Source organism: Lentzea waywayandensis, from assembly GCF_900115955.1.
GTDB classification, from domain to species: Bacteria; Actinomycetota; Actinomycetes; order Mycobacteriales; family Pseudonocardiaceae; genus Lentzea; species Lentzea waywayandensis.
This window is the reverse complement of sequence record NZ_FOYL01000012.1, coordinates 57,532-81,332: the sequence shown is the minus strand read 5'-3', so window position 1 is coordinate 81,332 and position 23,801 is coordinate 57,532. Positions and strand designations below refer to the sequence as shown.

The 23,801-nt window shown below is 70.0% G+C and carries 23 protein-coding genes; 18 read left to right on the top strand and 5 right to left on the bottom strand.

Features of this window, described 5'->3' with window-relative positions:
* Both BM417_RS35415 and treS read right to left on the bottom strand, forming a co-directional pair.
* A complete protein-coding gene (locus tag BM417_RS35415) occupies nt 1–1,362 on the bottom strand; it encodes a maltokinase N-terminal cap-like domain-containing protein (protein ID WP_093603563.1) in 1,362 nt (453 codons plus the stop codon).
* A complete protein-coding gene (gene treS, locus BM417_RS35410; protein WP_245822410.1) occupies nt 1,359–3,026 on the bottom strand; it encodes a maltose alpha-D-glucosyltransferase in 1,668 nt (555 codons plus the stop codon). The genes BM417_RS35415 and treS overlap by 4 nt, the downstream gene beginning before the upstream one ends.
* A 199-nt stretch (nt 3,027–3,225) precedes the next feature.
* Between treS and BM417_RS35405 the strand changes: the two genes are divergently transcribed.
* From BM417_RS35405 to BM417_RS35355, 11 genes are all read left to right on the top strand, one after another.
* Nucleotides 3,226–4,026, top strand: a complete 801-nt coding sequence (locus tag BM417_RS35405) for an alpha/beta fold hydrolase (protein ID WP_093603561.1) — start codon at nt 3,226–3,228, stop codon at nt 4,024–4,026.
* Nucleotides 4,023–5,210: a PP2C family protein-serine/threonine phosphatase gene (locus BM417_RS35400; protein ID WP_245822408.1), complete on the top strand. Its 1,188-nt coding sequence runs from the start codon at nt 4,023–4,025 to the stop codon at nt 5,208–5,210. The genes BM417_RS35405 and BM417_RS35400 overlap by 4 nt, the downstream gene beginning before the upstream one ends.
* Nucleotides 5,207–5,566 carry an STAS domain-containing protein gene (locus tag BM417_RS35395; RefSeq protein WP_093603559.1) on the top strand — a complete coding sequence of 120 codons (360 nt, stop codon included), beginning with the start codon at nt 5,207–5,209 and terminating at the stop codon, nt 5,564–5,566. The genes BM417_RS35400 and BM417_RS35395 overlap by 4 nt, the downstream gene beginning before the upstream one ends.
* A 309-nt stretch (nt 5,567–5,875) precedes the next feature.
* Nucleotides 5,876–6,547, top strand: coding sequence for a GAF and ANTAR domain-containing protein (locus tag BM417_RS35390; RefSeq protein WP_093603558.1), 672 nt, complete (start codon nt 5,876–5,878; stop codon nt 6,545–6,547).
* Between the two features lie 72 nt (nt 6,548–6,619).
* Nucleotides 6,620–7,387: a GAF and ANTAR domain-containing protein gene (locus BM417_RS35385; RefSeq protein WP_093603556.1), complete on the top strand. Its 768-nt coding sequence runs from the start codon at nt 6,620–6,622 to the stop codon at nt 7,385–7,387.
* A gap of 81 nt (nt 7,388–7,468) precedes the next feature.
* Entirely contained in the window at nt 7,469–8,758 is a 1,290-nt protein-coding gene (locus BM417_RS35380; protein ID WP_322789009.1) for a glycosyltransferase, read from the top strand.
* Nucleotides 8,759–8,821: 63 nt separating this feature from the next.
* A complete protein-coding gene (locus BM417_RS35375; protein WP_093603554.1) occupies nt 8,822–10,009 on the top strand; it encodes a glycosyltransferase in 1,188 nt (395 codons plus the stop codon).
* A 106-nt stretch (nt 10,010–10,115) separates the two neighbouring features.
* Complete coding sequence (locus BM417_RS35370; RefSeq protein WP_093603552.1) at nt 10,116–10,295, top strand: hypothetical protein; 180 nt, start codon at nt 10,116–10,118, stop codon at nt 10,293–10,295.
* Nucleotides 10,296–10,396: 101 nt separating this feature from the next.
* Entirely contained in the window at nt 10,397–11,515 is a 1,119-nt protein-coding gene (locus BM417_RS35365; RefSeq protein WP_218164668.1) for a glycosyltransferase, read from the top strand.
* Nucleotides 11,512–12,522 (top strand): glycosyltransferase, encoded by a 1,011-nt coding sequence (locus BM417_RS35360; protein ID WP_093603548.1) that lies wholly within the window; start codon nt 11,512–11,514, stop codon nt 12,520–12,522. The genes BM417_RS35365 and BM417_RS35360 overlap by 4 nt, the downstream gene beginning before the upstream one ends.
* Nucleotides 12,519–13,982 (top strand): glycoside hydrolase family 130 protein, encoded by a 1,464-nt coding sequence (locus tag BM417_RS35355; RefSeq protein WP_093603546.1) that lies wholly within the window; start codon nt 12,519–12,521, stop codon nt 13,980–13,982. The genes BM417_RS35360 and BM417_RS35355 overlap by 4 nt, the downstream gene beginning before the upstream one ends.
* Here the strand turns inward: BM417_RS35355 and BM417_RS35350 are convergent.
* Entirely contained in the window at nt 13,947–15,188 is a 1,242-nt protein-coding gene (locus BM417_RS35350) for a beta-ketoacyl [acyl carrier protein] synthase domain-containing protein (protein ID WP_093603544.1), read from the bottom strand. The genes BM417_RS35355 and BM417_RS35350 overlap by 36 nt on opposite strands.
* Nucleotides 15,189–15,293: 105 nt before the next feature.
* On the opposite strand from BM417_RS35350, the gene asnB reads away from it, so the two are divergent.
* The 5 genes from asnB to BM417_RS35325 all read left to right on the top strand — a co-directional run bounded on the left by asnB (nt 15,294) and on the right by BM417_RS35325 (nt 20,766).
* Entirely contained in the window at nt 15,294–17,108 is a 1,815-nt protein-coding gene (asnB, locus tag BM417_RS35345) for an asparagine synthase (glutamine-hydrolyzing) (RefSeq protein ID WP_093603542.1), read from the top strand.
* Between the two features lie 148 nt (nt 17,109–17,256).
* Nucleotides 17,257–18,228, top strand: a complete 972-nt coding sequence (locus BM417_RS35340) for an acyl-CoA desaturase (protein WP_245822404.1) — start codon at nt 17,257–17,259, stop codon at nt 18,226–18,228.
* Between the two features lie 109 nt (nt 18,229–18,337).
* Nucleotides 18,338–19,279, top strand: coding sequence for a hypothetical protein (locus BM417_RS48185; RefSeq protein ID WP_177320780.1), 942 nt, complete (start codon nt 18,338–18,340; stop codon nt 19,277–19,279).
* Nucleotides 19,276–20,001 (top strand): GAF and ANTAR domain-containing protein, encoded by a 726-nt coding sequence (locus BM417_RS48180; protein WP_177320779.1) that lies wholly within the window; start codon nt 19,276–19,278, stop codon nt 19,999–20,001. The genes BM417_RS48185 and BM417_RS48180 overlap by 4 nt, the downstream gene beginning before the upstream one ends.
* A gap of 39 nt (nt 20,002–20,040) precedes the next feature.
* Nucleotides 20,041–20,766: a GAF and ANTAR domain-containing protein gene (locus tag BM417_RS35325; RefSeq protein ID WP_093603540.1), complete on the top strand. Its 726-nt coding sequence runs from the start codon at nt 20,041–20,043 to the stop codon at nt 20,764–20,766.
* A gap of 50 nt (nt 20,767–20,816) precedes the next feature.
* Here the strand turns inward: BM417_RS35325 and BM417_RS48175 are convergent, their stop codons facing one another.
* Nucleotides 20,817–20,972, bottom strand: a complete 156-nt coding sequence (locus BM417_RS48175; RefSeq protein WP_093603538.1) for a DUF6307 family protein — start codon at nt 20,970–20,972, stop codon at nt 20,817–20,819.
* 312 nt (nt 20,973–21,284) lie between these two features.
* Between BM417_RS48175 and BM417_RS35315 the strand changes: the two genes are divergently transcribed.
* Nucleotides 21,285–22,025 carry a GAF and ANTAR domain-containing protein gene (locus BM417_RS35315; protein ID WP_093603536.1) on the top strand — a complete coding sequence of 247 codons (741 nt, stop codon included), beginning with the start codon at nt 21,285–21,287 and terminating at the stop codon, nt 22,023–22,025.
* A 207-nt stretch (nt 22,026–22,232) separates the two neighbouring features.
* Here the strand turns inward: BM417_RS35315 and BM417_RS35305 are convergent, their stop codons facing one another.
* Entirely contained in the window at nt 22,233–22,409 is a 177-nt protein-coding gene (locus BM417_RS35305; protein ID WP_093603532.1) for a CsbD family protein, read from the bottom strand.
* A gap of 201 nt (nt 22,410–22,610) precedes the next feature.
* Here BM417_RS35305 and BM417_RS35300 point away from each other — a divergent pair, with 201 nt between their 5' ends.
* Nucleotides 22,611–23,783 carry an AI-2E family transporter gene (locus BM417_RS35300; RefSeq protein ID WP_093603530.1) on the top strand — a complete coding sequence of 391 codons (1,173 nt, stop codon included), beginning with the start codon at nt 22,611–22,613 and terminating at the stop codon, nt 23,781–23,783.
* The last annotated feature ends 18 nt before the right edge of the window (nt 23,784–23,801 follow it).

Genomic DNA, 23,801 nt, shown 5'->3' with positions numbered 1-23,801 from the left:
TCACACCAGCCAGGCGGGCTCTCCGGTCACCGCCTCCGCGATCGCGGACAGCGGAATGACCGTCCACTCCGGACGGAAGCGGTGCTCGTGCCGCACCTCCAGCACCGCCCGGTCCAGCTCGACGGCCGTCAGCAGCACGCCGCCGGGCCGCAGGTCCGGCGACAGCTCCGCGTACCCGTCGCAGAACGCCGTCCGGTTGCGCTCCAGCCACCGCGCGGCGCTGGGCAGCAGGGTGGCGACGTCCTCCGCGCCGACCAGCAGCTGTGCCGCCGCGTAGTGCAGCGACCTCAGGACGGTGGCCACGTCGTGCTCGGCGGGGCGTGGCCGGGCGCGTTCCGCCGCGCTGCCGTTCGGATCTCCCTCGAAGTCGACGAGCACCCACGTGCGCGGCGACCGCAGCACCTGCCCCAGGTGCAGGTCGCCGTGCACCCGTTGCAGCCGAACGGGTTCGGTGGTCGTCAGCACCGCGTCGAACCGGGCGCGCAGGCCCGTCTCGAACGGCGCCAGCGCGGGGACCTCGGTCAGCGCGGCGTCCAGGCGGCGGTGCAGGGCCGCGACGAACTCGGCCTCGTCGTCCAGTCCGGCGACCTGCTCGCCCAGCGTCTCGCGCAGGTCGGCGTGCACGCGCGCGACGGCCCGGCCCAGCCGGTGCGCCTCGGCGGCGAAGTCGCCGCCCGCGTCCTGCGGGTCCGCGCCGGGGCCGGCCAGGAAGTCCCGGACGCTGGCGGTGGCCATCGGCCAGCCGAGGGCGCCGAGCGGCACGAACTCGTGCAGTACCGCGAAGGTCGTGCGCACTCCGTCCAGTTCGGACTCCAGCGCGCCCAGCGGCGGCGCGATGTGCGGGTCGTCGATCCCGTGCAGTGCGTTGTGCAGCACCAGTTCCGGGTTGTCACCCGGCACCAGCTCGCGGAAGAACTTCAGCACGTGCCGCCGGCCGTAGACGATCGAGAAGTTGCGCTGCGGTCCCGGGAACGGCCGCCCCACCGGCGCGGCGGTGTACCTGGGCGGGAGCGCGCCGCGAAACCGCAGCTCCGCCACGTCCGAGGGCTTCTCGAAGTGGTCGAGCAGCACGGCCGTCAGCTCCGGGTCGTACACCGCCTCGTACCCCTGGCGCCCGCCCGCGCTGCCGATCCGGGCGTGCACCAGACGCTCGGGCAGCTCGTCCCGCACGCCCAGCAGCAGCTGGTACCGACGCCCGGCGCACGCCAGCACGACGTGGACCAGCGACGGATCGCCGTCGCGCAGGACGGTCACTCGTTCGCACACCACCGGCCCGCGGGCGCGGAACCAGGGCTGCGCGTGCAGCCAGCGGTCCAGCTGCTCGGGCGCCGGGACGACCTCGACGGCCTCGCTCGTCGTCACTTCTTGTCGCCGCCTTCCACGTCGGAGCTCAGCTGGAACCAGTAGAAACCGTGACCGGGCAGGGTCAGCTGGTACGGCAGCTCACCGACCGCGGGGAACCGCACCCCGCCGGTGAGCTCCAGCGGCACGGCGCCGGCGTGCTCGGACAGGTCGAGCTCGACGGGCTGCGGGAAGCGCGAGAGGTTGTTCACGCACAGCACCACGTCGGCGCCGAGCGTGCGGCGGTAGGCGAGCACCGTGGGGTTGGACGCCCCGAGCTCGGTGAAGTCCCCGTGACCGAACGCGCGGTGCTGCTTGCGCACCTCGATCATCCGGCGGGTCCAGTTCAGCAGCGACGACTGGTTGCGGGTCTGCGCCTCGACGTTGAGGCCCTGGTAGCCGTAGACCGGGTCCATGATCACCGGCAGGTAGATCCGGCCGGGGTCGCACGACGAGAAGCCCGCGTTGCGGTCCGGGGTCCACTGCATCGGCGTGCGGACGGCGTCGCGGTCCTGCAGCCAGATGTTGTCGCCCATGCCGATCTCGTCGCCGTAGTACAGAACGGGCGAACCGGGCAGAGACAGCAGCAGTGCGGTGAACAGCTCGTGCTGGTTGCGGTCGTTCTCCAGCAGCGGCGCGAGGCGGCGGCGGATGCCGATGTTCGCCTTCATCCGCGGGTCTTTGGCGTACTCGGTGTACATGTAGTCACGTTCGTCGTCCGTGACCATTTCCAGCGTCAGTTCGTCGTGGTTGCGCAGGAAGATGCCCCACTGCGCGTTCTCCGGGATCGCCGGCGTCTGCGCCAGGATCTCCGAGATCGGGAACCGCGACTCCCGCCGCACCGCCATGAAGATCCGCGGCATCAACGGGAAGTGGAACGCCATGTGGCACTCGTCGCCACCCACGGCCTGATCACCGAAGTACTCCACGACGTCCGACGGCCACTGGTTCGCCTCGGCCAGCAGGACGCGGCCGGGGAACTCGTCGTCGACGACCTTGCGGCACTTGTTCAGGAAGTCGTGGGTGTGGGGCAGGTTCTCGCAGTTGGTGCCCTCTTGCTCGAAGAGGTAGGGCACGGCGTCCAGACGGAACCCGTCGATGCCGAGGTCGAGCCAGAAGCGCAGGGTGTCGAGCATCGCCTCCTGCACGTCCGGGTTCTCGTAGTTGAGGTCCGGCTGGTGGCTGAAGAAGCGGTGCCAGAAGAACTGCCCGCGCACCGGGTCGTAGGTCCAGTTCGACGACTCCGTGTCGACGAAGATGATCCGCGCGTCGCTGTAGCGCGAGTCGTCGTCGCTCCACACGTAGTAGTCGCCGTACGGGCCCGTCGGGTCCTGCCGCGACTGCTGGAACCACGGGTGTGCGTCGCTGGTGTGGTTGAGCACCAGGTCCGTGATCACCCGGATCCCGCGCCGGTGCGCCTCCTCCAGCAGGTACACGAAGTCCTCGACAGTGCCGAACTCCGGCAGCACCGCACGGAAGTCGCTGATGTCGTACCCGCCATCGCGCAACGGCGACGCGTAGAACGGCGGCAGCCACAGGCAGTCGACGCCGAGCCACTCCAGATAGTCCAGTTTGGACGCGAGCCCGCGGAGGTCGCCGGTGCCGTCGCCGTTGGAGTCGCTGAACGCCCGGACCAGAACCTCGTAGAAGACCGCGCCCTTGAACCAGTTCGCCTCGTGCTCCATGGCACCTCTCGCTCGCACGTAGTGGGATTGCGGCAGAGTGAGGCACAGCGGGCGCCAAGATCAAATCGTTCACCTGACCGTGTGAACGCCCGAATCTCGGCGTCTGCCAACGACTTTCACCGGATCAGGTGAGGTGCGGCCGCGAACCGTTCGGCGCAGGCCCGGCGCCGGACCCGCACCGGGGTGACAGGATGCGGTCATGGACGCGCGGCGCAGGAACAACGTGACCGACATCGGTCGCGAGGACGACCCGACCGTGTTGCTCGCCCACGGGTTCGGCTGCGACCAGAACCTGTGGAGGCTGGTGGCACCGGCACTGGCCGAACGGTTCCGCGTCGTGCTGTTCGACCACGTCGGCTCCGGCAGGTCCGACCTCGCGGCCTGGTCGCCGCAGCGCTACTCCACCCTCGCCGGCTACGCCGAGGACGTTCTGGACATCTGCGCGGAACTCGACCTGCGCGACGTCGTGCTGGTCGGGCACTCGGTCAGCGCGATGATCGCCGTGCTCGCCGCCAACCGCGAACCCGCGCGGTTCGCCAAGCTCGTGCTGCTGACGCCGTCGCCCTGCTACCTCGACGACGGCGACTACCGCGGTGGGTTCTCCCGCGCCGACATCGACGAACTGCTCGACTCGCTGGAGTCGAACTACCTCGGCTGGTCCGCGGCGATGGCGCCGGTCATCGCCGGCAACCCGGACCGTCCCGAGGTCGCCGGCGAGCTGGAGGCCTCGTTCTGCCGCACCGATCCGGCGATCGCGCGGGTGTTCGCGCGCACCACGTTCCTGTCCGACAACCGTGCGGACCTCGCGGACGTCACCGTTCCCACCGCCGTGGTGCAGTGCTCGGCGGACGCGATCGCGCCACCCGAGGTCGGCCAGTTCGTGCACGACCAGATCAAGGGCAGTGTCCTGGTGACGCTGGACGCGACCGGGCACTGCCCGCAGCTGAGCGCCCCGGAGCAGACCGCCGCGGCGATCGCCGGGTTCGCGGGTGCCCGGTGATCCGCCAGGCCGGCGACCCCCGCGAAGGCGAGAACTTCGCGGACCTCTACGAGCACGCGCCGTGCGGCTACCTGTCCACGTCGATGGACGGCACGATCACCAAGGTCAACGGAACGCTGCTGGGATGGCTCGGCATCGGGCGTGACGAACTGGTCGGGCGGCGCCGGTTCGCCGACCTGCTCTCCGTCGGCGGTCGCATCTACCACGAGACGCACTTCGCGCCGATGCTGCGCATGCACGGTGAAGCCGGCGGCATCGCGCTGGAACTGGTGCGCGCCGACGGCACCCGGTTGCCGGTGCTGGTGAGCTCGACAGTCAAGACCAGCGCGAACGGAGACGCCGAGCTGATCCGCACCACAGTCTTCGACGCGCACGACCGCCGTTCCTACGAGCAGGAGCTGCTGCGCGCCCTGCAGGAGGCCGAACAGGAACGCGATCGGGTGCAGTTGCTGGCCACGACGTTGCAACGCACCCTGTTGCCGCCCTCGTTGCCCCACATCCCCGGCATGGACGTCGCCGCCTACTACCACCCGGCCTCGGCCGACGAGGTCGGCGGTGACTTCTACGACCTCTTCCCGCTGGCCGACGGCACCTGGGCGTTCTTCCTCGGTGACGTGTCCGGCAAGGGCGCGGAGGCCGCCGTGGTCACGTCGCTGGCCCGCTACACGCTGCGCGCGGCCGCCGTGTACGACCCGCATCCGGTCGCCGTGCTGGAGCACCTCAACACGGTGCTCATCCAGGAGCAGATCAGCACCACGCCGCGCTTCTGCACTGCCATCCACGGCCTGTTGGAACCCGCCGAGGGCGGCGCCACGATCACGCTCGCCAGCGGCGGACACCCGCCCGCGCTGCTGATCCGCCACGACGGCCCGGCCGAACTGCTCACCGCCCAGGGCGGCCAGTTGATCGGCGCACTACCCGACGCGCGGTTCGTCGAGCTCCAGGTGCACCTGCGGCCCGGCGACACGCTGCTGCTCTACTCCGACGGCCTCACCGAGGCCAGGACTCACGACCGCGTCCGCTACGACGAGGAGGAACTGCGCGACTTCGCCGACACCCTCGACGTCAGCAGTGCCACCGAGACCGTGGCCGCCGTGTCCCAGCTGCTCGCGGGCTTCGGCGTCGACGACGACACCGCGCTGCTCGCGCTGAGCGTCCGCCTCGACGAGGAAGGCCGGTCATGACCGAGTTCACCGTCGTCACCCGCGACACCCCTGCCGGGCCGGTGCTCGAACTCACCGGAGACCTCGACGCCGTCACCGCTCCCCTTGCGCTCCAAGCGGTCGAGGCCCTCACCCCGCGAGCCGGCCAGCAGGTGGTCGTCGAGCTCACCGGACTGCGGTTCTGCGACTCCAGCGGGATCTCCACGCTGATCGCCGTCCACAACCTGGCGCACGCGGCCGACGCCGGCATCGCCCTGGCGGGCGTGCCCCGGCACCTCACCCGCACCCTGGCACTCGTGGGTCTGGACGGCTTCTTCGTCACCCACCTCACGGCCGCGCAGGCCCAGGCCGCCTGGCCGGAAGCGACCGGCGGCTGAGCGGCAATTGGCCCCTCGACGGACATCGGCCCGTCCAGGACAATCGGCACCTCGTGCTGGTTCCACACCCTTGACGGAGGCTGAACGACGGCCCGCGGGCAGGAGCCGTAAGCTGGGTGAGTTGAACCTGATGCGGTCCGCAAGGCGTACGCCTAGACCTCGCTACGTCCAGGAACGACTGAGTTCAGTCGACGTGGTGGAGGAATTCGGTGCCAGCCGTGGATGATCGACCGTTTTCCGGTGGTGTGACCACCGGTGCACGTACCTGACAGACCTCGTCAGGCTTTGAGTCACGCGCGAGCGACGGTGATGGCCGCCGTTCGTGACAGCGAGAGCCAACTCGACACGTTGGCGCGCGTGATTCGCGCGTGCGTGGACGTGCTGCCGGTCGACGGCGCCTCCATCTCCGTGATGAGCGGTCCGCGCGAGCGGGAGACCCTCTACGCCAGCGACGAGATCGCGGCGAAGATCGAGGACGTGCAGTTCAACCTGGGCGAGGGCCCGTGCTTCGAGGCGTTCTCCACGCGAAGACCCGTGCTGGTTCCCGACCTGCCCCAGGCATCGGCCCTCGAATGGCCGGTGTTCGCCGCGGCGATCGCCGCGCTGCCCATCGGCGCGATCTTCGCGTTCCCGTTGCAGGCGGGTGCGATCGGCATCGGCGCGGTCGATCTGTACCGCCGCCGGCCGGGCTGGTTGTCGGGTGACGAGCTCGCTGTCGCGCTGGAGGTCGTCGACCTGGTGACCGCGGTGCTGCTCGGACTGCTGCTGGGAGAAGACGGCGACGGACTGCAGGACGTGCTGTCGCCAGGACGGGAACAGGTGCACCAGGCCACCGGCATGCTCATCGCGGCCCTCGAGATCTCCGCGGAGGAGGCCCTGGCCCGGCTGCGGGGCTACGCCTTCGTCACGGACAGATCGCTGGACGAGGTCGCCAAAGACGTGGTGAGCCGGAAGTTGTCCCCGCTGGAACTCGGCAGATGACCGCGCACGAGGTGTCGATGGCGCCCCGATGCGGGCAGCACTACCGTCGGACGACGATGACAGGAGCTGGTGATGACCGGTAGAGCACTGTCCGGAACCAAACGGGAGTCTCGCTTGCTCCGGGCGTTCGTCCAGTTGGCGGACACCCTCGTCGACGACTACGACGTGGTGGACGTGCTGCACCAACTAGTGGAGCACTGCGTTCAGCTGCTGGACGCGACGGCGGCCGGGTTGATGCTGTCCGACCAGCGCGGCGGTCTGCGGGTGGTGGCCTACTCCTCCGCGCAGACGCGGATGCTCGAGCTGTTCCAGCTCCAGGCCAGCGAAGGTCCGTGCCTGGACTGCGTCCACAGTGGTGAGCCGGTGCTGGTCGCCGATCTGTCGACCGAGGTCCAGCGCTGGCCCCGGTTCGCGCCGCTCGCCATGGAGGAGGGTTTCGCCTCGGTGCACGCGATGCCGATGCGGTTGCGCCGCGAGACCATCGGCACGTTGAACCTTTTCCGCCGCGATACCGGTCTGCTGAGCGAGGAGGACCTGCTGGTCGTACGTGCCCTGGCGGACACGGCGACGATCGGGATCCTGCAGGAACGTGCCATCCGGCGCGGTGAGATCGTCACCGAGCAACTGCAGACGGCGCTGAACAGCCGAGTCGTCATCGAACAGGCCAAGGGCGTGCTCGCGTTCGCCGGAAACCTCGAGATGGAGAAGGCTTTCCAGGCGTTGCGCGAGTACTCGCGCAACCGCGGTCGCCGCCTGGCGGACGTCGCGCGGGAACTCGTTGTCGGAGAGCTTCGTCCGGACGATCTTCTGTCTTCATCGCCCCGCCCCACCGAGGCGTGACCTTGGTAGCCTGAACCCGCTGGCAGAAGCAGCAACCGCCCGGACCCCGCGGTCTCGTCACCTCGTCGTGAGGAGATCACCGTGGCCGCCGGTGCCGAGCCAGTCGCGTTCACGCGGATGAGGATCGCGCTCGTCTCCGAGCACGCCAGTCCCCTGACCGAACCCGGCGCGTCCGGGGCCGGAAGCCTGAACCTCCACGTGGCGGGGCTCGCGACAGCGTTGTCCGCGCTCGGCCACCACGTGGTCGTCTACACCCGGCGCGATCACCCCCACGTTCCGCAACGCCTGCGGACCGCTCACGGCTACGACGTGGTGCACGTGCCGGCCGGGCCCGCCACGAAGCTGAGCGGAGAGGAAGTACTCGCCTACATCGGGGACTTCGTCGGATTCCTGAAGCTCGCCTGGAAAGCGCGGCGTCCTGATGTCGTGCACGCCCACGGCTGGCTGTCCGGCATCGCGGCCGTGCTGAGCGCACGGGACATCGCGGTGCCGGTGGTGCAGACGTATCACTCGGTGGGCACCCTGCAGCGGCAGGACCAACGCGCGAACGGCCCGGCCTCGACCAAACGACTGGCCGTGGAGCGGCTCGTCGGTCATGAGGTCACCCGCGTCGTCGCGCTCTGTTCGACCGAGGCACGTGCCGTGCTCGGGATGGGTATCGACCGGTCGAAGCTCGCCGTGGTGCCGCGGGGTGTCGATCTCGACCTGTTCACACCGGAACGCGGGCCCGTGCAGCGCGATCGCCCACGCAAGATCGTCTCCGTCGGCAGGCTGTTGCCACGCAAGGGATTCGACGCCATCATCCGCGCTCTGTCCACAGTAGAGGGAGCCGAGCTGGTGATCGCCGGGTCCGGCGCGCAGGGTGACGTCTACGGCGATCCGGAGACGAAGCGGCTGCTCGCGCTCGCCCGTTCGGCAGGGGTCGGAGACCGGGTCGTGTTCGTCGGCCACGTGCCGTACGAGGACCTGCCCGACCTGCTGCGGTCCGCGGACGTGGTGGCGTGCACGCCGCGCGAACAGTCGTCCGGCGGCGTGGCACTGGAGGCGATGGCCTGCGGCGTCCCGGTCGTCGCCACCGCGGTCGGCGGCCTCATCGACGCCGTGGTGGACGGGCTGACCGGCGTACTGGTCCCGCAGGGGAAACCGGACGCGATCGGCAAGGCCCTGAGAACGCTGTTCGCGGACGCCACGCAGCGGGAACTGCTCAGCGTCTCCGGGCACGACCGGGCGCACGCGCGGTACTCGTGGCAGCGCGTAGCCACCGACCTGGCGCGGAACTACTCCGCGGCGGGAGCCAATCGATTGTCCTTTGTGGATGGACGTACCGCCACGAGAGGTAACACCCTCGCTCCTCAGCGCGACAGCCGGTAGCCTGAACCCGTTCAACCGCCTGGCCCCCGCGGACTCGTCACCTCGCTGTGAGGAGATCCACCGATGGGCAGGATCGCGCTGGTGTCCGAGCACGCCAGCCCGCTGACAGCACCCGGTCAGCTCGGCGCGGGAAGCCAGAACGCCTACGTCGCCGCTCTGTCGGCCGCGCTGTGCGGCCTCGGTCACGAGGTCGTCGTCTACACCCGGCGCACCGCGCCGCGCGCCCCGAACCGGGTGCGCACCCAGGCCGGTTACGAGGTGGTCAACGTGCACTCCGGCCCCTCCAGAAAGCTCGCCGAGGACGAGTCCACCGCCCGCGTCACGGACTTCGCCCGGTTCCTCAGCGCCGACTGGACCACGAAGCGGCCCGATGTCGTGCACGCGCAAGGCTGGCTGTCCGGGATCACGGCGGTGCTGGGAGCACGCAACCGGCAGGTACCGGTGGTGCAGACGTTCCACACGCTGGGTGCCGCCCACCGGGGCCTGGCGGTCGAACGACTGCTCGGCCAGGAGGTGGCACGGGTGGTGGCCACCCACTCGGACGAGGCGGACGACGTGCTCAGGATGGGGATCTGCGGATCGAAGGTGTCCGTGATTCCGCACGGTGTCGACTTGAAGCTGTTCACACCCCACGGTGCGATCGCGCCGCGGGAACGCACCCGCCGCATCGTGACGGTCGGCCAGCTGGTTCCGCACCAGGGATTCGACGACCTGATCCGCTCTCTGTCCACTGTGGAGGACACCGAACTGGTGATCGCCGGCGGGTCCGTGAACGGGCGGCTGCGCGGCGACCCGGAGGCGAGACGACTGCGGACGCTGGCCCGTGCGCGCGGCGTCGCGGACCGGGTCACGTTCACCGGCCCGCTGCGCCAGTCCGAGTTGCCCGCCCTGCTGCGGTCCGCGGATGTCGTGGCGTGCACGCCGCGGTACGAGTCGTTGGGCGTCAACGCGATCGAGGCCATGGCCTGTGGCGTCCCGGTGGTGGTGACCGCCGTGGGAGGTCTGGTCGACGCCGTGGTCGACGAGCAGACCGGCGTCCGGGTTCCGCCACAGGACCCGCGGGCGATCGCCGAGGCGTTGAGAGCGCTGCTCCGCAACACCACCCGGCGAAAATCGCTCGGTGCCGCGGGGCAGGAGAGGATTCGCGCGCGGTACTCCTGGGATCGCGTCGCGGCGGAGCTGGTGCGGGTCTACGCCGATGTCATCCGGCCGTCACCCGACGCGAACCGGGCGCGCGAACCGTGGGCGTAGAGTGAGAAATCCGAGGGTATTTCGCGCATCGGCGACCAAGCAGGTGCCTCCTCCGGAGCGTCAGCGACCCCGCCCGGCTGGTCCGGACGGAGGCGGGAGAACCGAGATGATCTCGGGCCCGAACAGCACCGGTGTCGAACTCACCCCACCCAGCGACCTGCGGATGACGAGAAGGCCGGACGCCCTGTCCGACGGGCAGTTCCCCGGCGGCTGGCGTCCCCTGGCGACCGACCCCGCCACCACCGTTCCCGCGCTGAACCCGCCGACCTGGCGAACGCGGCCGTGACACAGCACGGCTGACCGCCACCCCAAGACAGTCCTCTGTGGACTTCTGCTCGGCAGCCGACCCGAAAGGCCGTCCGCTTCATGGTTCGCACCTATGGCTTCATGAGCACGTATCCGCCCACGCAATGCGGGCTCGCCACGTTCACCGCCGCCCTCCGGCGTCACCTGACCGCCGCCACGCCGGGCAGCAGGAGCCGGGTCGTCCGCGTTCTCACGGACGCGGACGCCGGCGCCGTCGCGACGACCCCGGCGGTGCACCACATGTTTCCCGGTGCGGTGGACTCCGCCGCCCGTGTGCTCAACCGTTGCGACGTCGTGGTGGTCCAGCACGAGTACGGGATCTACGCCGGCCAGGACGGCGCGGAGGCGCTGAGCGTGCTCGCCCGGCTGCGGGTCCCGGTGATCGTCGTGCTGCACACGGTGCTCACCTCCCCCACGCCAGGGCAACGTCAGGTGCTCGAAGCCGTCGTCGACCACGCCGACGCCGTGGTCACCATGTCCGAGGCGGCGCGAGACCGGCTCCTGGCCGGCTATGCGGTCGAACGACCCGGCGAGGTCGTGGTGATTCCGCACGGCGCCGTCCCCACCGACCGAACCGTGCCCGGCACGCCAGGACACGAGCCGCTGATCCTCACCTGGGGTCTGCTCGGTCGCGGCAAAGGCGTCGAGTGGGGCATCGCGGCGCTCGGCGCGCTGCGCGACCTGCGACCGCGCTACCTGGTGGCGGGACAGACCCATCCCAAGGTGCTCGCCCACGAGGGCGAGGCCTATCGGACGCACCTGCGAGAGCACGCCGCCAAGTCCGGTGTCGCGAACCTGGTCGAGTTCGCCCCCGCCTACCTCGAGGCGAAGGCGCTGGCGGACCTGGTCGGCCGCGCCGACGTCGTCCTGCTGCCGTACGACTCGTCGGAGCAGGTCACGTCCGGGGTGCTCGTCGAGGCGCTGGCGGCACGGAAACCGGTGGTGGCGACGATGTTCCCGCACGCGGTGGAACTGCTGGCGGACGGCGCCGGTCTCCTGGTGCCGCACCGGGATCCGGCCGCCATCGCCGCGGCGTTGCGCCGGGTGCTGACCGAGCCGGGGCTCGCCGCCGGGATGCGCGACCGTTCCGCCGACCTGGGTCCGGCGCTGAGCTGGGCGGCCGTGGCGGGCCGCTATCGCCGGCTCGCTGAGAACCTGGTGGCGGAGAAGCTCACCGCCAGAGTCGTCGTGACGACATGAACGGCCCCGATTTCGCCCACCTCGTCCGGCTCAGCGACGACACCGGCCTGTACGAGCACGCGGAAGGCCCGCTGCCGCGCATAGAACACGGCTACTGCCTCGACGACGTCGCCAGGGGCCTGGTCGTGCTGAGCCGCGAACCGCACCTGTCCGCCGAGCTGACCGCCCTGGCGGAGCAGTACCTCGCCTTCGTCGCCTACGCGCAGAGCGAGGACGGCCGGTTCCACAACCGGCTCGGTCCCGCCCGCGTCTGGCTGGACGAGCCGGGGCTGGGCGACTGGTGGGGACGTGCGCTGTGGGGGCTCGGCACCGCCGCCGCCCGCTCCCCCGTGCCCGCGGTCCGGCAGGCCGCGCTGGAGTGCTTCGACCGCGGCGCCCGGCACCGTCCGCCATCGGTGCGTACCATGGCATTCGCCGCGCTCGGCGCCGCCGAGGTGCTGGCCGCCGACCCCGTGCACGCTCCCGCCGCCGAGTTGCTCGGCGACATCACGTCGTACGTCGGCGCACCACGTCCCGACGAGAACTGGCCGTGGCCGGAGAACCGGCTGTTCTACGCCAACGCCGTGCTGCCGGAGGCGTTGATCGCCGCAGGCGACCTCCTCTCGGACGACAAGATCCGCGACGACGGCCTGCGGCTCCTGGACTGGCTGCTGGCCGTGGAGTCCACGGACTTCCACCTCTCACCGGTACCGGCGGGCGGGTGGTCGCTCGGCGAGTCGCGCCCGGCGTTCGACCAGCAACCCATCGAGGCCGCCGCGATGGCCGACGCCTGCGCCCGCGCCTACCGGATCACCGCCGACCCCCGGTGGCTCGCGGGTGTCCGTCGTTCGATCGCGTGGTTCAACGGCGACAACGATCTCGGCACGGTGATGCACGACGAGCAGACCGGTGGCGGCTACGACGGCCTGACCCCGGACGGCCCCAACATCAACCAGGGCGCCGAGTCGACCCTGGCGCTGATCTCCACCATGCAACACCTGCGCACGCTCCTGGAGAGCACCGGATGAACGCCCGCGTCACGCGCAGCCCGCTGCGGCTGCGACCGGACCCGCGACGGGTCATCACCAAGCTCTTCGTGCCGGGAGAAGAGGTTCCTGAGCACGAGTCGCGGTCCGCGGCCGTGATCCGGCGGGTGATGGCGCTCGACGAGGACACCGCGTGCGCCGCGCTGGAGCGCACCGTCCGCCTGTTCGCGGGACGGCACCGGGACGTCCGCGTGACGTTCGCGGACAACTTCGAGAGCGTGAGCCACCGGTTGTCCGCGGACGCCGGCCTGTCCGAGTCCCGCCGGTTGCTGATCGGCGCGTACTTCACCCACGAGTACGCCGTGGAGGGCGCCGCGCTGTGCAACCCGTCCATGGTCGCGCACCCGGACCAGAGCGGGACGGCGCCGGGACAAGTGCGGTTCGTGCTGAGCGTCCGCGGCATCGGCGAGGGACACCTGTCCTCGATCGGCTTCCGGACCGGGCTGGCCGGTCCCGGCGGTGTGCTCACCGTGGATCCGCAGCCGGGCATCATCAGCACCGGCCTGCACCGGGACTCGATCTACGAGAAGAGCCTCTTCCAGGGCAAGCTGGCCGATCGCGGCCACGACGACGAGGTCTCCGCCGTGCTGAACCGGTGGCTGCCCGCGAAGTTCACCGGTGCCGAACTGGACGAACTGCTGGCAGGCCTGCACCCGAAGCTGGTCGCCAGGCAGGCGGCCCACCGGACCGTCGAGCTCGTCAGGTGGATCGCCGCGTGCAACTACACCACCGAGTTCCCGGAGGACTCGGTGGTGAGCGGGCGGGTGCTCTGGCCGATCGGCCCGTCCGAACGCCACGGCATGGAGGACGCGAGGTTCGTCCTCTTCACCGACGACGACGGCGATCAGACGTACTACGCCACCTACACCGCGTACGACGGGGTCGACGTCGCGCCACAACTGTTGCAGACCAACGACTTCCGCACCTTCAGGGTGTCGCAGACGACCGGTTCCGCGGCACGCAACAAGGGCATGGCGCTGTTCCCCCGGCGGATCGGCGGCAGGTTCGCGGCGTTGTCCCGCGGAGACGGCGAGAGCACGGCCGTGACGACCACCGACGACATCAGGACGTGGAACGATCCGCGGCCGGTGGCGGTGCCGGCCAGGGACTGGGACCTCGTCCAGGTCGGCAACTGCGGTTCACCGATCGAGACACCCGAGGGCTGGCTGGTGCTGACGCACGGCGTCGGCCCGATGCGGCTCTACTCGATGGGCGCGATGCTGCTCGACCTCGACGAGCCCTGGAAGGTGCTGGCCACACTGCCGGAACCGTTGCTGGTGCCCAGTTCCACCGAACGCGACGGCTACGTGCCCAACGTCGTCTACTCGTGCGGCGGCCTGCTGTACGACGACACCCTGGTGATCCCGTACGGCGCGAGCGACGCGACCATCGGCCTGGCGACGACGTCAGTGAGCGCTCTGGTCGACGCCATGGAGCGGTGACGGTGGTTCGCCGACGAGGAGGTGCACGAACGTGCCCGACAGGCCGTAGCTGCTGACTCCGGCGATCGCCGGTCCGGTGCCCGGCCACGGTGTCACGCTGGGCACCGGCGCGATGTTGAGGCCCGGCCAGTCGATCTGCGACGTGGGCCGATCGCTGTGCAGGCTGGCGGGGACCGTGCGCTCCCGCACCGCGAACGCCGCCTTCATCAGCCCCGCCATCCCGCCCGCGGCCTCCGGGTGGCCGATGTTGGTCTTGACCGAACCGACGAGGCACGGTTCGTCGCGGTGCACGCCGATGGTGGCACCGATGGCCTGCAGTTCCAGCCGATCGCCCGCCGGAGCGGCGTTGCCGTGCGCCTCGACGTAGCCGATGGCGGCCGGGGTGACGCCCGCGACGACCGCGGCGCGGGTGATCACCTGCACGTAGCCCTCCACGGACGGCGCGATGATCGCCTTGGCGGTGCGGCCCTTGCTGGCCTGAGCGCTGCCGAGGATGAGCGCGTGGATCGTGTCGCCGTCCGCCTGCGCTCGCGAAAGCCGTTTGAGGACGACGACTCCGGCTCCGTCGGCGCGCACGAAACCGTCGGCGTCCTCGTGCCCGAAGCGGCAGCGGCCCGAGGAGGACAGCATTCCGGCGGCGGAGTAGCCGTCGGTGTGGTCGGTGCCGAGCACGAGGCTGACACCGCCGGCCAATGCCGTGTCGCACTCGCCGGTGCGCAGGCTCTGGCAGGCCAGGTGGACGGCGAGCGTGCCGGACGAGCAGGCCGCGTCGACGGTGGCGCAGGGACCGCGCAGGTCCCAGGCGTAGCTGACGCGGCCGGACGCCATGCCCCGTGCGGCGGCCGTCGCGATCGCGTACATGTCCACAGTGGTCTCACCGCGCAGGCGATCCCAGTGCTCACCGGTGCTCTGCCCCATGAACACGCCGACGTCCTGGCCCGCGATCGCCTCGTCGCACAGCCCGGCGTCGGCCAGCGCGTCGCGCGCGCACGCCAGCAGCACCCGGTGCTGCGGGTCGAGGGTGGCGTTCTCCCGTTCGGTGACGAAGTAGTCCTCCGGAGCGAACTCCGGCGCGTCGCCGTCGGACCGGCCGGTGGTCACCGCGTCGACCTCGCCGAGCACCAGCTCCCAGAGCCGCCGGGGACTGTCCGCGCCGGGGAAGCGGCAGCCCATGCCGACGATCGCGATCGGCTCGCAGGTGTTCATCAAGATCTCTCCGTCATCACTTCGGGTGTCCTAATTGGACCACCAGTCGATCTTGCTGCTCTCATTGGCCCGTTCCTGATCACCGATCGAAAGAACCGTGAGCCGATGTGCGGCATCGCAGGCTGGGCCGATCTCGTCCACCCCTCCCCCGGGATGCGCTTACGCGTCCAGCGGATGAACGACGCCATGGCGTCACGCGGACCTGACGGAGACGGCGTCTGGGCCGGCTCGCACGCGGTGCTCGGTCACCGCCGGTTAGCCGTGCTGGACCCGGCACACGGACAGCAGCCCATGGTCTTCACCGACGACGGCGACGAACCGGTCGTGGCGCTGACCTACAGCGGTGAGGTCTACAACCACCGCGAACTGCGCGACGAACTGGAGCGGCGCGGTCACAAGTTCCGCACCGGCACCGACACCGAGGTCGTCCTCCACGCCTACCTGGAGTGGGGCACGGACGCGGCCTCCCGCCTCAACGGCATGTACGCCTTCGCCGTCTGGGACCACCTGCGCGGCCGGCTCGTCCTGGTCCGCGACCGGCTCGGCGTCAAACCCCTGCACTACACGCGGCACGGCGCCGGTCTGCTCTTCGCCTCCGAGCCCAAGAGCCTGTTCGCCAGCGGTCTCGTCACCCCTTCCGCGAGCGCCGACGGGCTGCGTGACTTCCTCGCGTCCGTGCACACTCCGGGAACGAGCCTCTTCCAGGGCGTGCACGAGGTCCGGCCGGGCACCGTCGTGATCCTCGACGCGAACGGGGTGCACGAGCAGCGCTACTGGCAGCTGGAAGCACGTCCGCACCACGACGACCTCGGCGAGACGGTCGCGAACGTCGCCGATCTTCTGGACGACATCACCACGCGCCACATCCAGGCCGACGTCCCGCTCGGCGCCCTGCTCTCCGGCGGACTGGACTCCAGCGCACTCGTCGCGCTCGGCCAGCGCGCGTCGCGACGGGGTGGAATGCCGCCGTTGCGGACGTTCTCCGTCGACTTCGCGGGCGACCACTTCACCGGCACCGGCCTGCGGTCCACTCCGGACGGTCCGTTCGTGCGAGATGTCGTGGCGCACTGCGGTACCACCCACCGCGACATCGTTCTCGGCGCCGCCGACCTGACCGATCCGCAGCACCGGCAGGCCGTGGTGTCCGCCAAGGACGCGCCCGCGCTCGGCGACCTGGACGTCTCGCTCTACCTGCTGTTCCGGGCAGTGCGCGAGCACACCACCGTGGTGATCTCCGGCGAGAGCGCGGACGAGGTCTTCGGTGGCTACCCGTGGTTCCACGAGACCGAGCGCGTCGGCGCCCACGACTACCCGTGGCGGTACTTCACCGGGCACAGCGGCACCTACCGGGCGTTGCTGCGCGACGACGTCACGACCGAGCTCGGGATCGCCGCGCACCGCGAGGCGCTCTACCGCCAGGCCCTCGCCGAGGTGCCCCGGCTCGCGGGAGAGAGCGGGGGCAGGATGCGCGAGGTGATGTACCTGCATCTCACCCGCTGGCTGCCACACCTGCTGGACCGCAAGGACAGGCTCAGCATGGCCGTGGGGCTGGAGGTGCGCGTGCCGTTCTGCGACCATCGGCTCGTCGAGTACGCGTTCAACGCGCCGTGGACGCACCACACCTCGGACGGCCGCGAGAAGTCGCTGCTGCGGGCCGCGGTGGCCCCTCTGCTGCCCGCGAGCGTGATCGGCCGCACCAAGGCGCCCTATCCGATCACGCACGACCCGGCGTACCACCGCAAGATCTCCGCGCAGGCGCACGACCTGCTCGCCACCCCGTCGGCTCCGGTGTGGACGCTGCTGGAGCCCGCGCGGCTGCGACACCGCCTCGAGCGGCCCGTCACCGACCACGCCACCCGTTCCGGCATCGACTTCGCCCTCAACCTCGACCTGTGGCTGCGCGCCGCACGACCTTTGTAGCAGCGCACCGGCTCAGCGGGGTTTCGCCACCGCGACTCCGGGTAGACACCAGGTGCCGGCGCTTCGGCATCGTTGCCCGCGCCGGCCATTCCCGTTCGCCCGAGACCCCGGCGGCACCGACGAGATCGCCGTCCCGGAGGTTCGCGACGTGAGCACGACATCGAGCACCACACCGTCCAGCGTGCAGGCCGCACCACAGCCGCTGCTGGCGGGTGAGAACTCCCCGTTCGAGAGATTCCTGATCAAGCTCTTCACCGTGGTGCCGGCGCTGGCGGTGGCCGCCGCGGTCCCGCTCGCATGGGGCTGGGGCCTGGGCTGGACCGACGTCGGTCTCGCCGTCTTCTTCTACAGCCTGACGTGCCTCGGCGTGACGATCGGGTTCCACCGCTACTTCACCCACGGCGCGTTCAAGGCCAACCGCGCGCTGCGGATCTCACTGGCGGTGGCCGGCAGCATGTCGATGCAGGGTCCGATCATCGGCTGGGTCGCCGACCACCGCCGGCACCACGCCTTCGCCGACCGCGAGGGTGATCCGCACTCCCCCTGGTTGTTCGGCACGTCGATCGGCGCACTGGCCAAGGGCTTCTGGCACGCGCACATGGGCTGGATGTTCCGCCGCGAACTGACCAACGCCGCCCGCTTCGCGCCCGACCTGCTCGCCGATCCCGACATCCAGCGCGTCAACCGCCTGTTCCCCGTGCTGACGGCCACCACGCTCCTCGCGCCCGCCGTGGCGGGCGGGCTGATCAGCTGGAGCTGGTGGGGTGCGCTCACCGCGTTCTTCTGGGCGAGTCTCGTGCGGGTAGCCGTGCTGCACCACATCACGTGGTCGGTCAACTCCATCTGCCACATGATCGGCGACCGGCCGTTCGAGGCGCGCGACAAGTCCGCCAACTTCTGGCCGCTCGCGATCGTGTCCATGGGCGAGTCCTGGCACAACTCCCACCACGCCGACCCCACCTGCGCACGGCACGGCGTTCGCCGCGGTCAGATCGACATCTCCGCGCGGCTGATCCGGGTGTTCGAGATCTTCGGCTGGGCCACCGCCGTCCGCTGGCCTCGGCCGGAGCGGATGGCGCGCAAGCTCAAGGCGTCCGGCGACGTCCGAACGGCGGCGTAACTCGGGATCGCCGCGCACTAAGATCAACGGTGCGCCTGGCCCGAGTCAGGTGAGAAAGCGACACCCGCCCCGGCCCCTGGCGGTGCCACTTCCACCACACTGGTCTGGGGTGCTGCCTGTCATGATCGGTCTCGGCGACGTCACGCGTCTGGAAGAGGAAATCCGCGCGTTGCGCGAACTGGACTACCGCCACGGCGGTGAGCCCTGCCTGGACCGGGTGCGGCGGCGGATCCGCGACAACCTCCCGTTGCTCACCGCTCCCGCGTCCGTGCAGGTGCGGCAACGGCTGCACGTCGCCATGGCCGACCTGCGGAACCTGGCCGGGTGGGTCTGCTTCGACGCCGGACTGGTCACCAACGCGCACAACCACTTCTCGCACGCGCTCGCGCTGGCCGGGATCGCCGGTGACGACGGGTTGATCGCCAACGTCTGCTATCGCCTCGGGCGGGTCTACCTGCACCACGGGCACCTGGACGAGGCGCTGCGGTACTTCGACCTCGGCCGGCTCGCGGCCTCCCGATCCGGCGACCGGCTCGCCGCAGGCCTCATTTCGGTCAACTCGGCGTGGGCGTGCGCGAGCAAGGGCGACGAGTACGGCGCACTCACGTTGCTCGACCGCGGTCGTGACCAGTTCACCGCCGCGAACCGCGCCGATGTGGCCGGGTGGGCGAGGTTCTTCACCGAGTCCGATCTGTCGGCCATGGCGGGAGCGGTGCACACGACCCTGGCGGGCACCGCGGGGCGGCACCACGCGCGAACTGCGGTTCCGTTGCTCCACACGGCGGTCAACGGCTACGACGAGGACATGGTCCGCAGCCGGATCCTCAGCCTGGTCCTGCTGTCCACCGACCAGTTGATCGAGGGAGACGTCGACGTCGGGGTCGGCACCGGGCTGCGAGCACTCGACGCGGCCGCCGCCGTGGGTTCGGCCCGCGTGCGCGACCGCTTCCGCCCGCTCGCCGTCCAGGCACGCGGACATCACGCCCACCCCGGCGCGCTCGACCTCGCCGAGCGGATAGAGGCGCGCACAACACCCGTGGACGCGCCGTGAGCGGTGAGCGCCATGCCGAGGTGCTGGCGCGTCTCACCGACCACGCGGCCTATCGCGGTGTCGCGACGCCCAGCGAGGCGGCGTGCGAAGCGAGCGTGGCGTTGCTCGGGGTGAGCGGAGCTCAGTTGACCTTGAGGCGCGGCACCGGCCGGAACGCGTACAGCTACGCCACGAACCAGATCGGCACGCTCCTCGAGAGCATGCGGTTCGTGCTCGGTGAGGGGCCGTGCGAGCACTCCCTGCGGTCCGGTGTCCCTGTCCTGGTTAGAGACCTGGACTCCTGGGACAACCATCAGAGGTGGCCGCTGTTCGCGCTGTCCGCCCGCGCCACCGGGGCGCGGGCGGTGTTCGCGTTCCCGTTGCGCAGCGGCGCGATCCACCTGGGCGCGCTCGTGCTGCACAGGACGAGCCCAGGACCGTTGACTTCAGAACAGGTGGCCGACGCGCACGTCGTGACCGACATCGTCATGTCGCTGGTGCTGGACGAGCTGACCCGCGTCCACGCCGAAGGTCCTCCGCCGGAGGGAATGCCGCTCCGGCGTGCCGAGGTGCACCAGGCCACCGGGATGTTGTCCGTCCAATTGGGAGTGAGCATGGACGAGGCGCTGGTGCGACTGCGCGCGCACTCGTTCGCGCACGACAAGCCGGTCGTCGAGGTCGCCCGCGACGTCGTCACCCGGCGTCTGAGACTGAGTCCGGACGACCGGTTCGATCTCCGTTGATCGTGCCGGCCCCGACGAGAACCAACAGAGGTGACTGTCATGTCCGTGGAGAACCTGGCGGAGACGTTCGTCGAACTGGCCGACACCCTGGTCGCCGACTTCGACCCGGTCGAGTTCATGCATCTGCTCGCCAACCGCTGCGTCGACACCCTGGGGGTGGACGCGGCAGGCATCCTGCTCGTCGACCACTTCGGTGAGCTCCAGGTGGTCGGTGCCTCCAGCGACCGCGCCCGGCTGCTGGAACTCTTCGAACTCCAGCACCGGCAGGGGCCGTGCATGGAGTGCTATCTGACCAGCCGGCCGGTGACGGTCACCGGCTTCACCGAACCACCCCAGCGGTGGCCGGAGTTCTCCTCGGTGGCGGCGGCCGCGGGTTTCGGCGCGGTGCACGCACTGCCGATGCGGCTGCGCGAACAGACCATCGGGGCACTGAACCTGTTCACCGTCGGCGAAGACGCGCTCAGCGAGACGCGGGTCAGGGTGGCGCGGGCCATGGCGGACGTCGCCACCATCGGCCTGCTCCAGGCGCAGGTCATCAGTCACCGCGACCTGCTCGCCGACCAGTTGCAGCACGCGTTGCACAGCAGGGTCCTGATCGAACAGGCGAAAGGGGTGCTCGCCGAACGGCTGCAGGTCGACATGAGCGCGGCCTTCCACACCCTGCGGCAGTACTCGAGGAACAACCGCCTTCACCTGAGCAAGGTGGCGGAGGACGTCATCGCCGGCACGATCGACATGACCGCGCTGACGTCCGCCCGTTCGTAGCCTCCGGCCCGCTCATCGCCAGGCCGGCGCCCCGCCGCTGTGGCGCCAGGTCACCGCACCCGCTCCGGGATGTGGTCCAGCGCGCGCAACACCTGCACCGCCACAGCCCGCGCGTCCTTGCCGCCGAGCTTCGTGCGGTCGGTCAGCACGTCCTCCACCATCTTGAGCCTGCGGTCGTAGGCGGACGTGTAGGTGGATTCAGTCATGCGGGAACTCCCGACTTCGGTCGAAACGACCGGTTCACGTTTCATCGAGCACGACAGGAGCTTGAACGCCCAGGTGCGAAATGTTCTCGACAAATTAATACTACACTCTTTTGGGCGCGTTCCACCGATTAGGAACTCACCATTTCCGGAAGCGGCAATTCCCCGTCTGCGCTGCTAGGTGCACGTCAGAGGGGCTCGGCCGTTCGGAGGCTGAATTTCGGAAACGTGTGCGGCCTGCCGTCACGGCGCTAGTCTGAAGCGAACCGCCCAGACCTCGCGGCTGCCACAACAACGAGCGAGAGGTGACCTGGCGTGTCGGACCAGCGGGTGGCACAGACGTTCGCCGAACTGGCCGACGCACTCGTGGACCGGTTCGACACCATCGAATTCCTGCACGTCCTGGCCGAGCGCAGCGTCGAGCTGCTGCCCGTGGACGCGGCGGGAATCCTGCTGGCCGACGATCAGGGCGCGCTCAAGCTGATGGCGACGTCCAACCACCTCATGCGGCCGCTGGAGAACTTGCTGCTGCAGAGCGAAGACGGCCCGTCCGAGGAATGCGTCCGCTCCGGACGAACGGTGCGATGCCCTGATCTGCTCGCGCAACCGCCGCGGTGGCCGCGGTTCACCTCCGCGGCCGTGGAGCAGGGGTTCGCCGCGGTCGACGCGGTGCCGATGCGATCGCGGGACGCGGTCATCGGTTCGCTGAACCTGTTCCGCATGTCACCAGGAGCACTGCCCGCCGACGCCACGGCGCTGGCGCAGTCCTTCGCGAACGTGGCGACCATCAGCCTGCTCCAGGTGAGCGCGACCGAACAGAGTCAGGCGGTCGCCGAGCGACTCCAGGCGGCGCTGAGCAACCGCGTCGTGATCGAGCAGGCCAAGGGCGTGCTGACCGAACGCCTGGAGATCGACGTCGCGGACGCCTTCTCGCTCATGCGGAACTACGCGCGCAACACCGGCAAGCTGCTGTCCGACGTCGCCCGCCTGGTCAACGAACGGTCACCGGAGGCCGCCGGGCTGACGAGGGTCGACAAACCACGACCCCGCTGGTGACGGCTCTCCCGCCACGCTCCACAGTGGAGGATCGAGCTGGGGATGATCGACCTGGAGACGATCGACCTGGAGACGATCGACCTGGAGACGATCGACCTGGAGACGATCGACCTGGAGACGATCGAGCTGGAGACGATCGACCTGGCGAGACGCCGATGGGAGCGCGCACCGGGGGATGCACGCTCCCATCGAAGGGCAGAAGGCCGGTCAGTCCTTCTTGAAGGCGTCCTTCACCTTCTCCGCCGCCTCCTTGAGGTGGCCCTTCGCCTGGTCCACCTTGCCCTCGCCCTGAAGCTCCCGGTCGCCGGTGGCGTCGCCGACGCCCTCCTTGACCTTGCCCTTGACCTGGTCGGCCTTGGCGTCGATCTTGTCGTCGGTGCCCATGTCTTCCTCTCCTCCACCCGAATCTCAGATGGGACGTCGACCATCGGGTGCCCCTGACGGAGAACCTCAACCATCGGCCACGCCACGTTTGCGGCCCTGTCGGCGGGGAATCCCGGGCAGAGGTGTGCGGGCACGAAACGCGCATCTCACCGATGACCCCGGACCCCGGCGTCGGAGACCGACACCGGAGGTACGAACGTCGTGAGCATCGACCGCGGCGACATCCCACCCACGCGGGACTCGGTTCCCCTCGGCCTGCGCGTGAGCGCGGCGCTGGGCTGGCGCTTTCTCGTCGTGGTGGCCTCGCTGTACGTGATCGGCGTCATCTTCGGCAGGCTGGCGTCACTCGTCGTGCCGCTGGCGATCGCGTTGCTGCTGGCCGCGTTGCTCGCTCCCGCCGTCGGTTTCCTGATGCGGCACCGGTTTCCCCGAGGTGTCGCCACCGTGGTGGTGCTCATCGGCGGACTGGCCGTGCTCGGCGGGCTGCTCACGTTCGTCGTGATGACCTTCGTCAACGGCCTGCCGGACCTGGCGGCACAGCTCGCCCGCAGCATCGACGCGGTGTCCGGCTGGCTCGTCAACGGCCCGTTGCAGCTCAGTGAGTCACAGCTGCGCGACTTCGTCGACCGGATCGTGAAGACCTTGCAGGACAACCAGTCCGGCATCACCTCCAGCGCCATCACCACCGCCGCGACGGTCGGCGAGACCCTCGTCGAGATGCTGCTGGTGCTGTTCGCGCTCGCGTTCTTCCTCTACGACGGCCCGAAGATCTGGCAGTTCCTCATCCGCGTCGTGCCCGGCGGGCCCCGCAGGCGGGTCGACGTCGCGGGCAGGCGCAGTCTCGCGGCACTCGTCAGTTACGTCCGCGCCACCGGAGCGGTCGCCGTGGTGGACGCGCTCGGCATCGGCATCGGACTGGCCGTGCTGCGCGTCCCGCTGGCGGTTCCGTTGGCAGCACTGGTGTTCATCGGCGCGTTCGTCCCGATCTTCGGTGCCGTCGTGGCGGGTGGTGTGGCCGTGCTCATCGCCCTCGTCGCGAACGGCCCGGTGACCGCCGCGATCCTCCTGATCATCGTCATCGCCGTGAACCAGCTGGAAAGCCATGTCCTGCAACCGTTCCTGCTGGGACGGGCGGTGAAGCTGCACCCACTCGCAGTGGTGCTCGCCATCGCGTCCGGACTCCTCGTCGCGGGCATCGCGGGCGCGCTGCTCGCGGTGCCGTTGCTGGCGGCGCTCAACTCCGCGATCCGTTCCCTGCTGAGCGAGGCCGACGAACACGTGGCACCCGCCGACGTGCGCACCAGCGAACCGGAGGAGTCAGGTCCGGACGAACCCGGCCTGGACAGGGAATCCGGCGAACCTCTCCCCGGCTGAGTCAGCCGGTGTGCCCGC

Coding starts and splice junctions, on each gene's coding strand:
- treS (WP_245822410.1), bottom strand. CDS start 3,026: ATGGAGCACGAGGCGAACTGGTTCAAGGGCGCGGTCTTCTACGAGGTT.
- BM417_RS35405 (WP_093603561.1), top strand. CDS start 3,226: ATGGACGCGCGGCGCAGGAACAACGTGACCGACATCGGTCGCGAGGAC.
- BM417_RS35395 (WP_093603559.1), top strand. CDS start 5,207: ATGACCGAGTTCACCGTCGTCACCCGCGACACCCCTGCCGGGCCGGTG.
- BM417_RS35390 (WP_093603558.1), top strand. CDS start 5,876: ATGGCCGCCGTTCGTGACAGCGAGAGCCAACTCGACACGTTGGCGCGC.
- BM417_RS35385 (WP_093603556.1), top strand. CDS start 6,620: ATGACCGGTAGAGCACTGTCCGGAACCAAACGGGAGTCTCGCTTGCTC.
- BM417_RS35375 (WP_093603554.1), top strand. CDS start 8,822: ATGGGCAGGATCGCGCTGGTGTCCGAGCACGCCAGCCCGCTGACAGCA.
- BM417_RS35370 (WP_093603552.1), top strand. CDS start 10,116: ATGATCTCGGGCCCGAACAGCACCGGTGTCGAACTCACCCCACCCAGC.
- BM417_RS35365 (WP_218164668.1), top strand. CDS start 10,397: ATGAGCACGTATCCGCCCACGCAATGCGGGCTCGCCACGTTCACCGCC.
- BM417_RS35360 (WP_093603548.1), top strand. CDS start 11,512: ATGAACGGCCCCGATTTCGCCCACCTCGTCCGGCTCAGCGACGACACC.
- BM417_RS35355 (WP_093603546.1), top strand. CDS start 12,519: ATGAACGCCCGCGTCACGCGCAGCCCGCTGCGGCTGCGACCGGACCCG.
- BM417_RS35350 (WP_093603544.1), bottom strand. CDS start 15,188: ATGAACACCTGCGAGCCGATCGCGATCGTCGGCATGGGCTGCCGCTTC.
- asnB (WP_093603542.1), top strand. CDS start 15,294: ATGTGCGGCATCGCAGGCTGGGCCGATCTCGTCCACCCCTCCCCCGGG.
- BM417_RS35325 (WP_093603540.1), top strand. CDS start 20,041: ATGTCCGTGGAGAACCTGGCGGAGACGTTCGTCGAACTGGCCGACACC.
- BM417_RS48175 (WP_093603538.1), bottom strand. CDS start 20,972: ATGACTGAATCCACCTACACGTCCGCCTACGACCGCAGGCTCAAGATG.
- BM417_RS35305 (WP_093603532.1), bottom strand. CDS start 22,409: ATGGGCACCGACGACAAGATCGACGCCAAGGCCGACCAGGTCAAGGGC.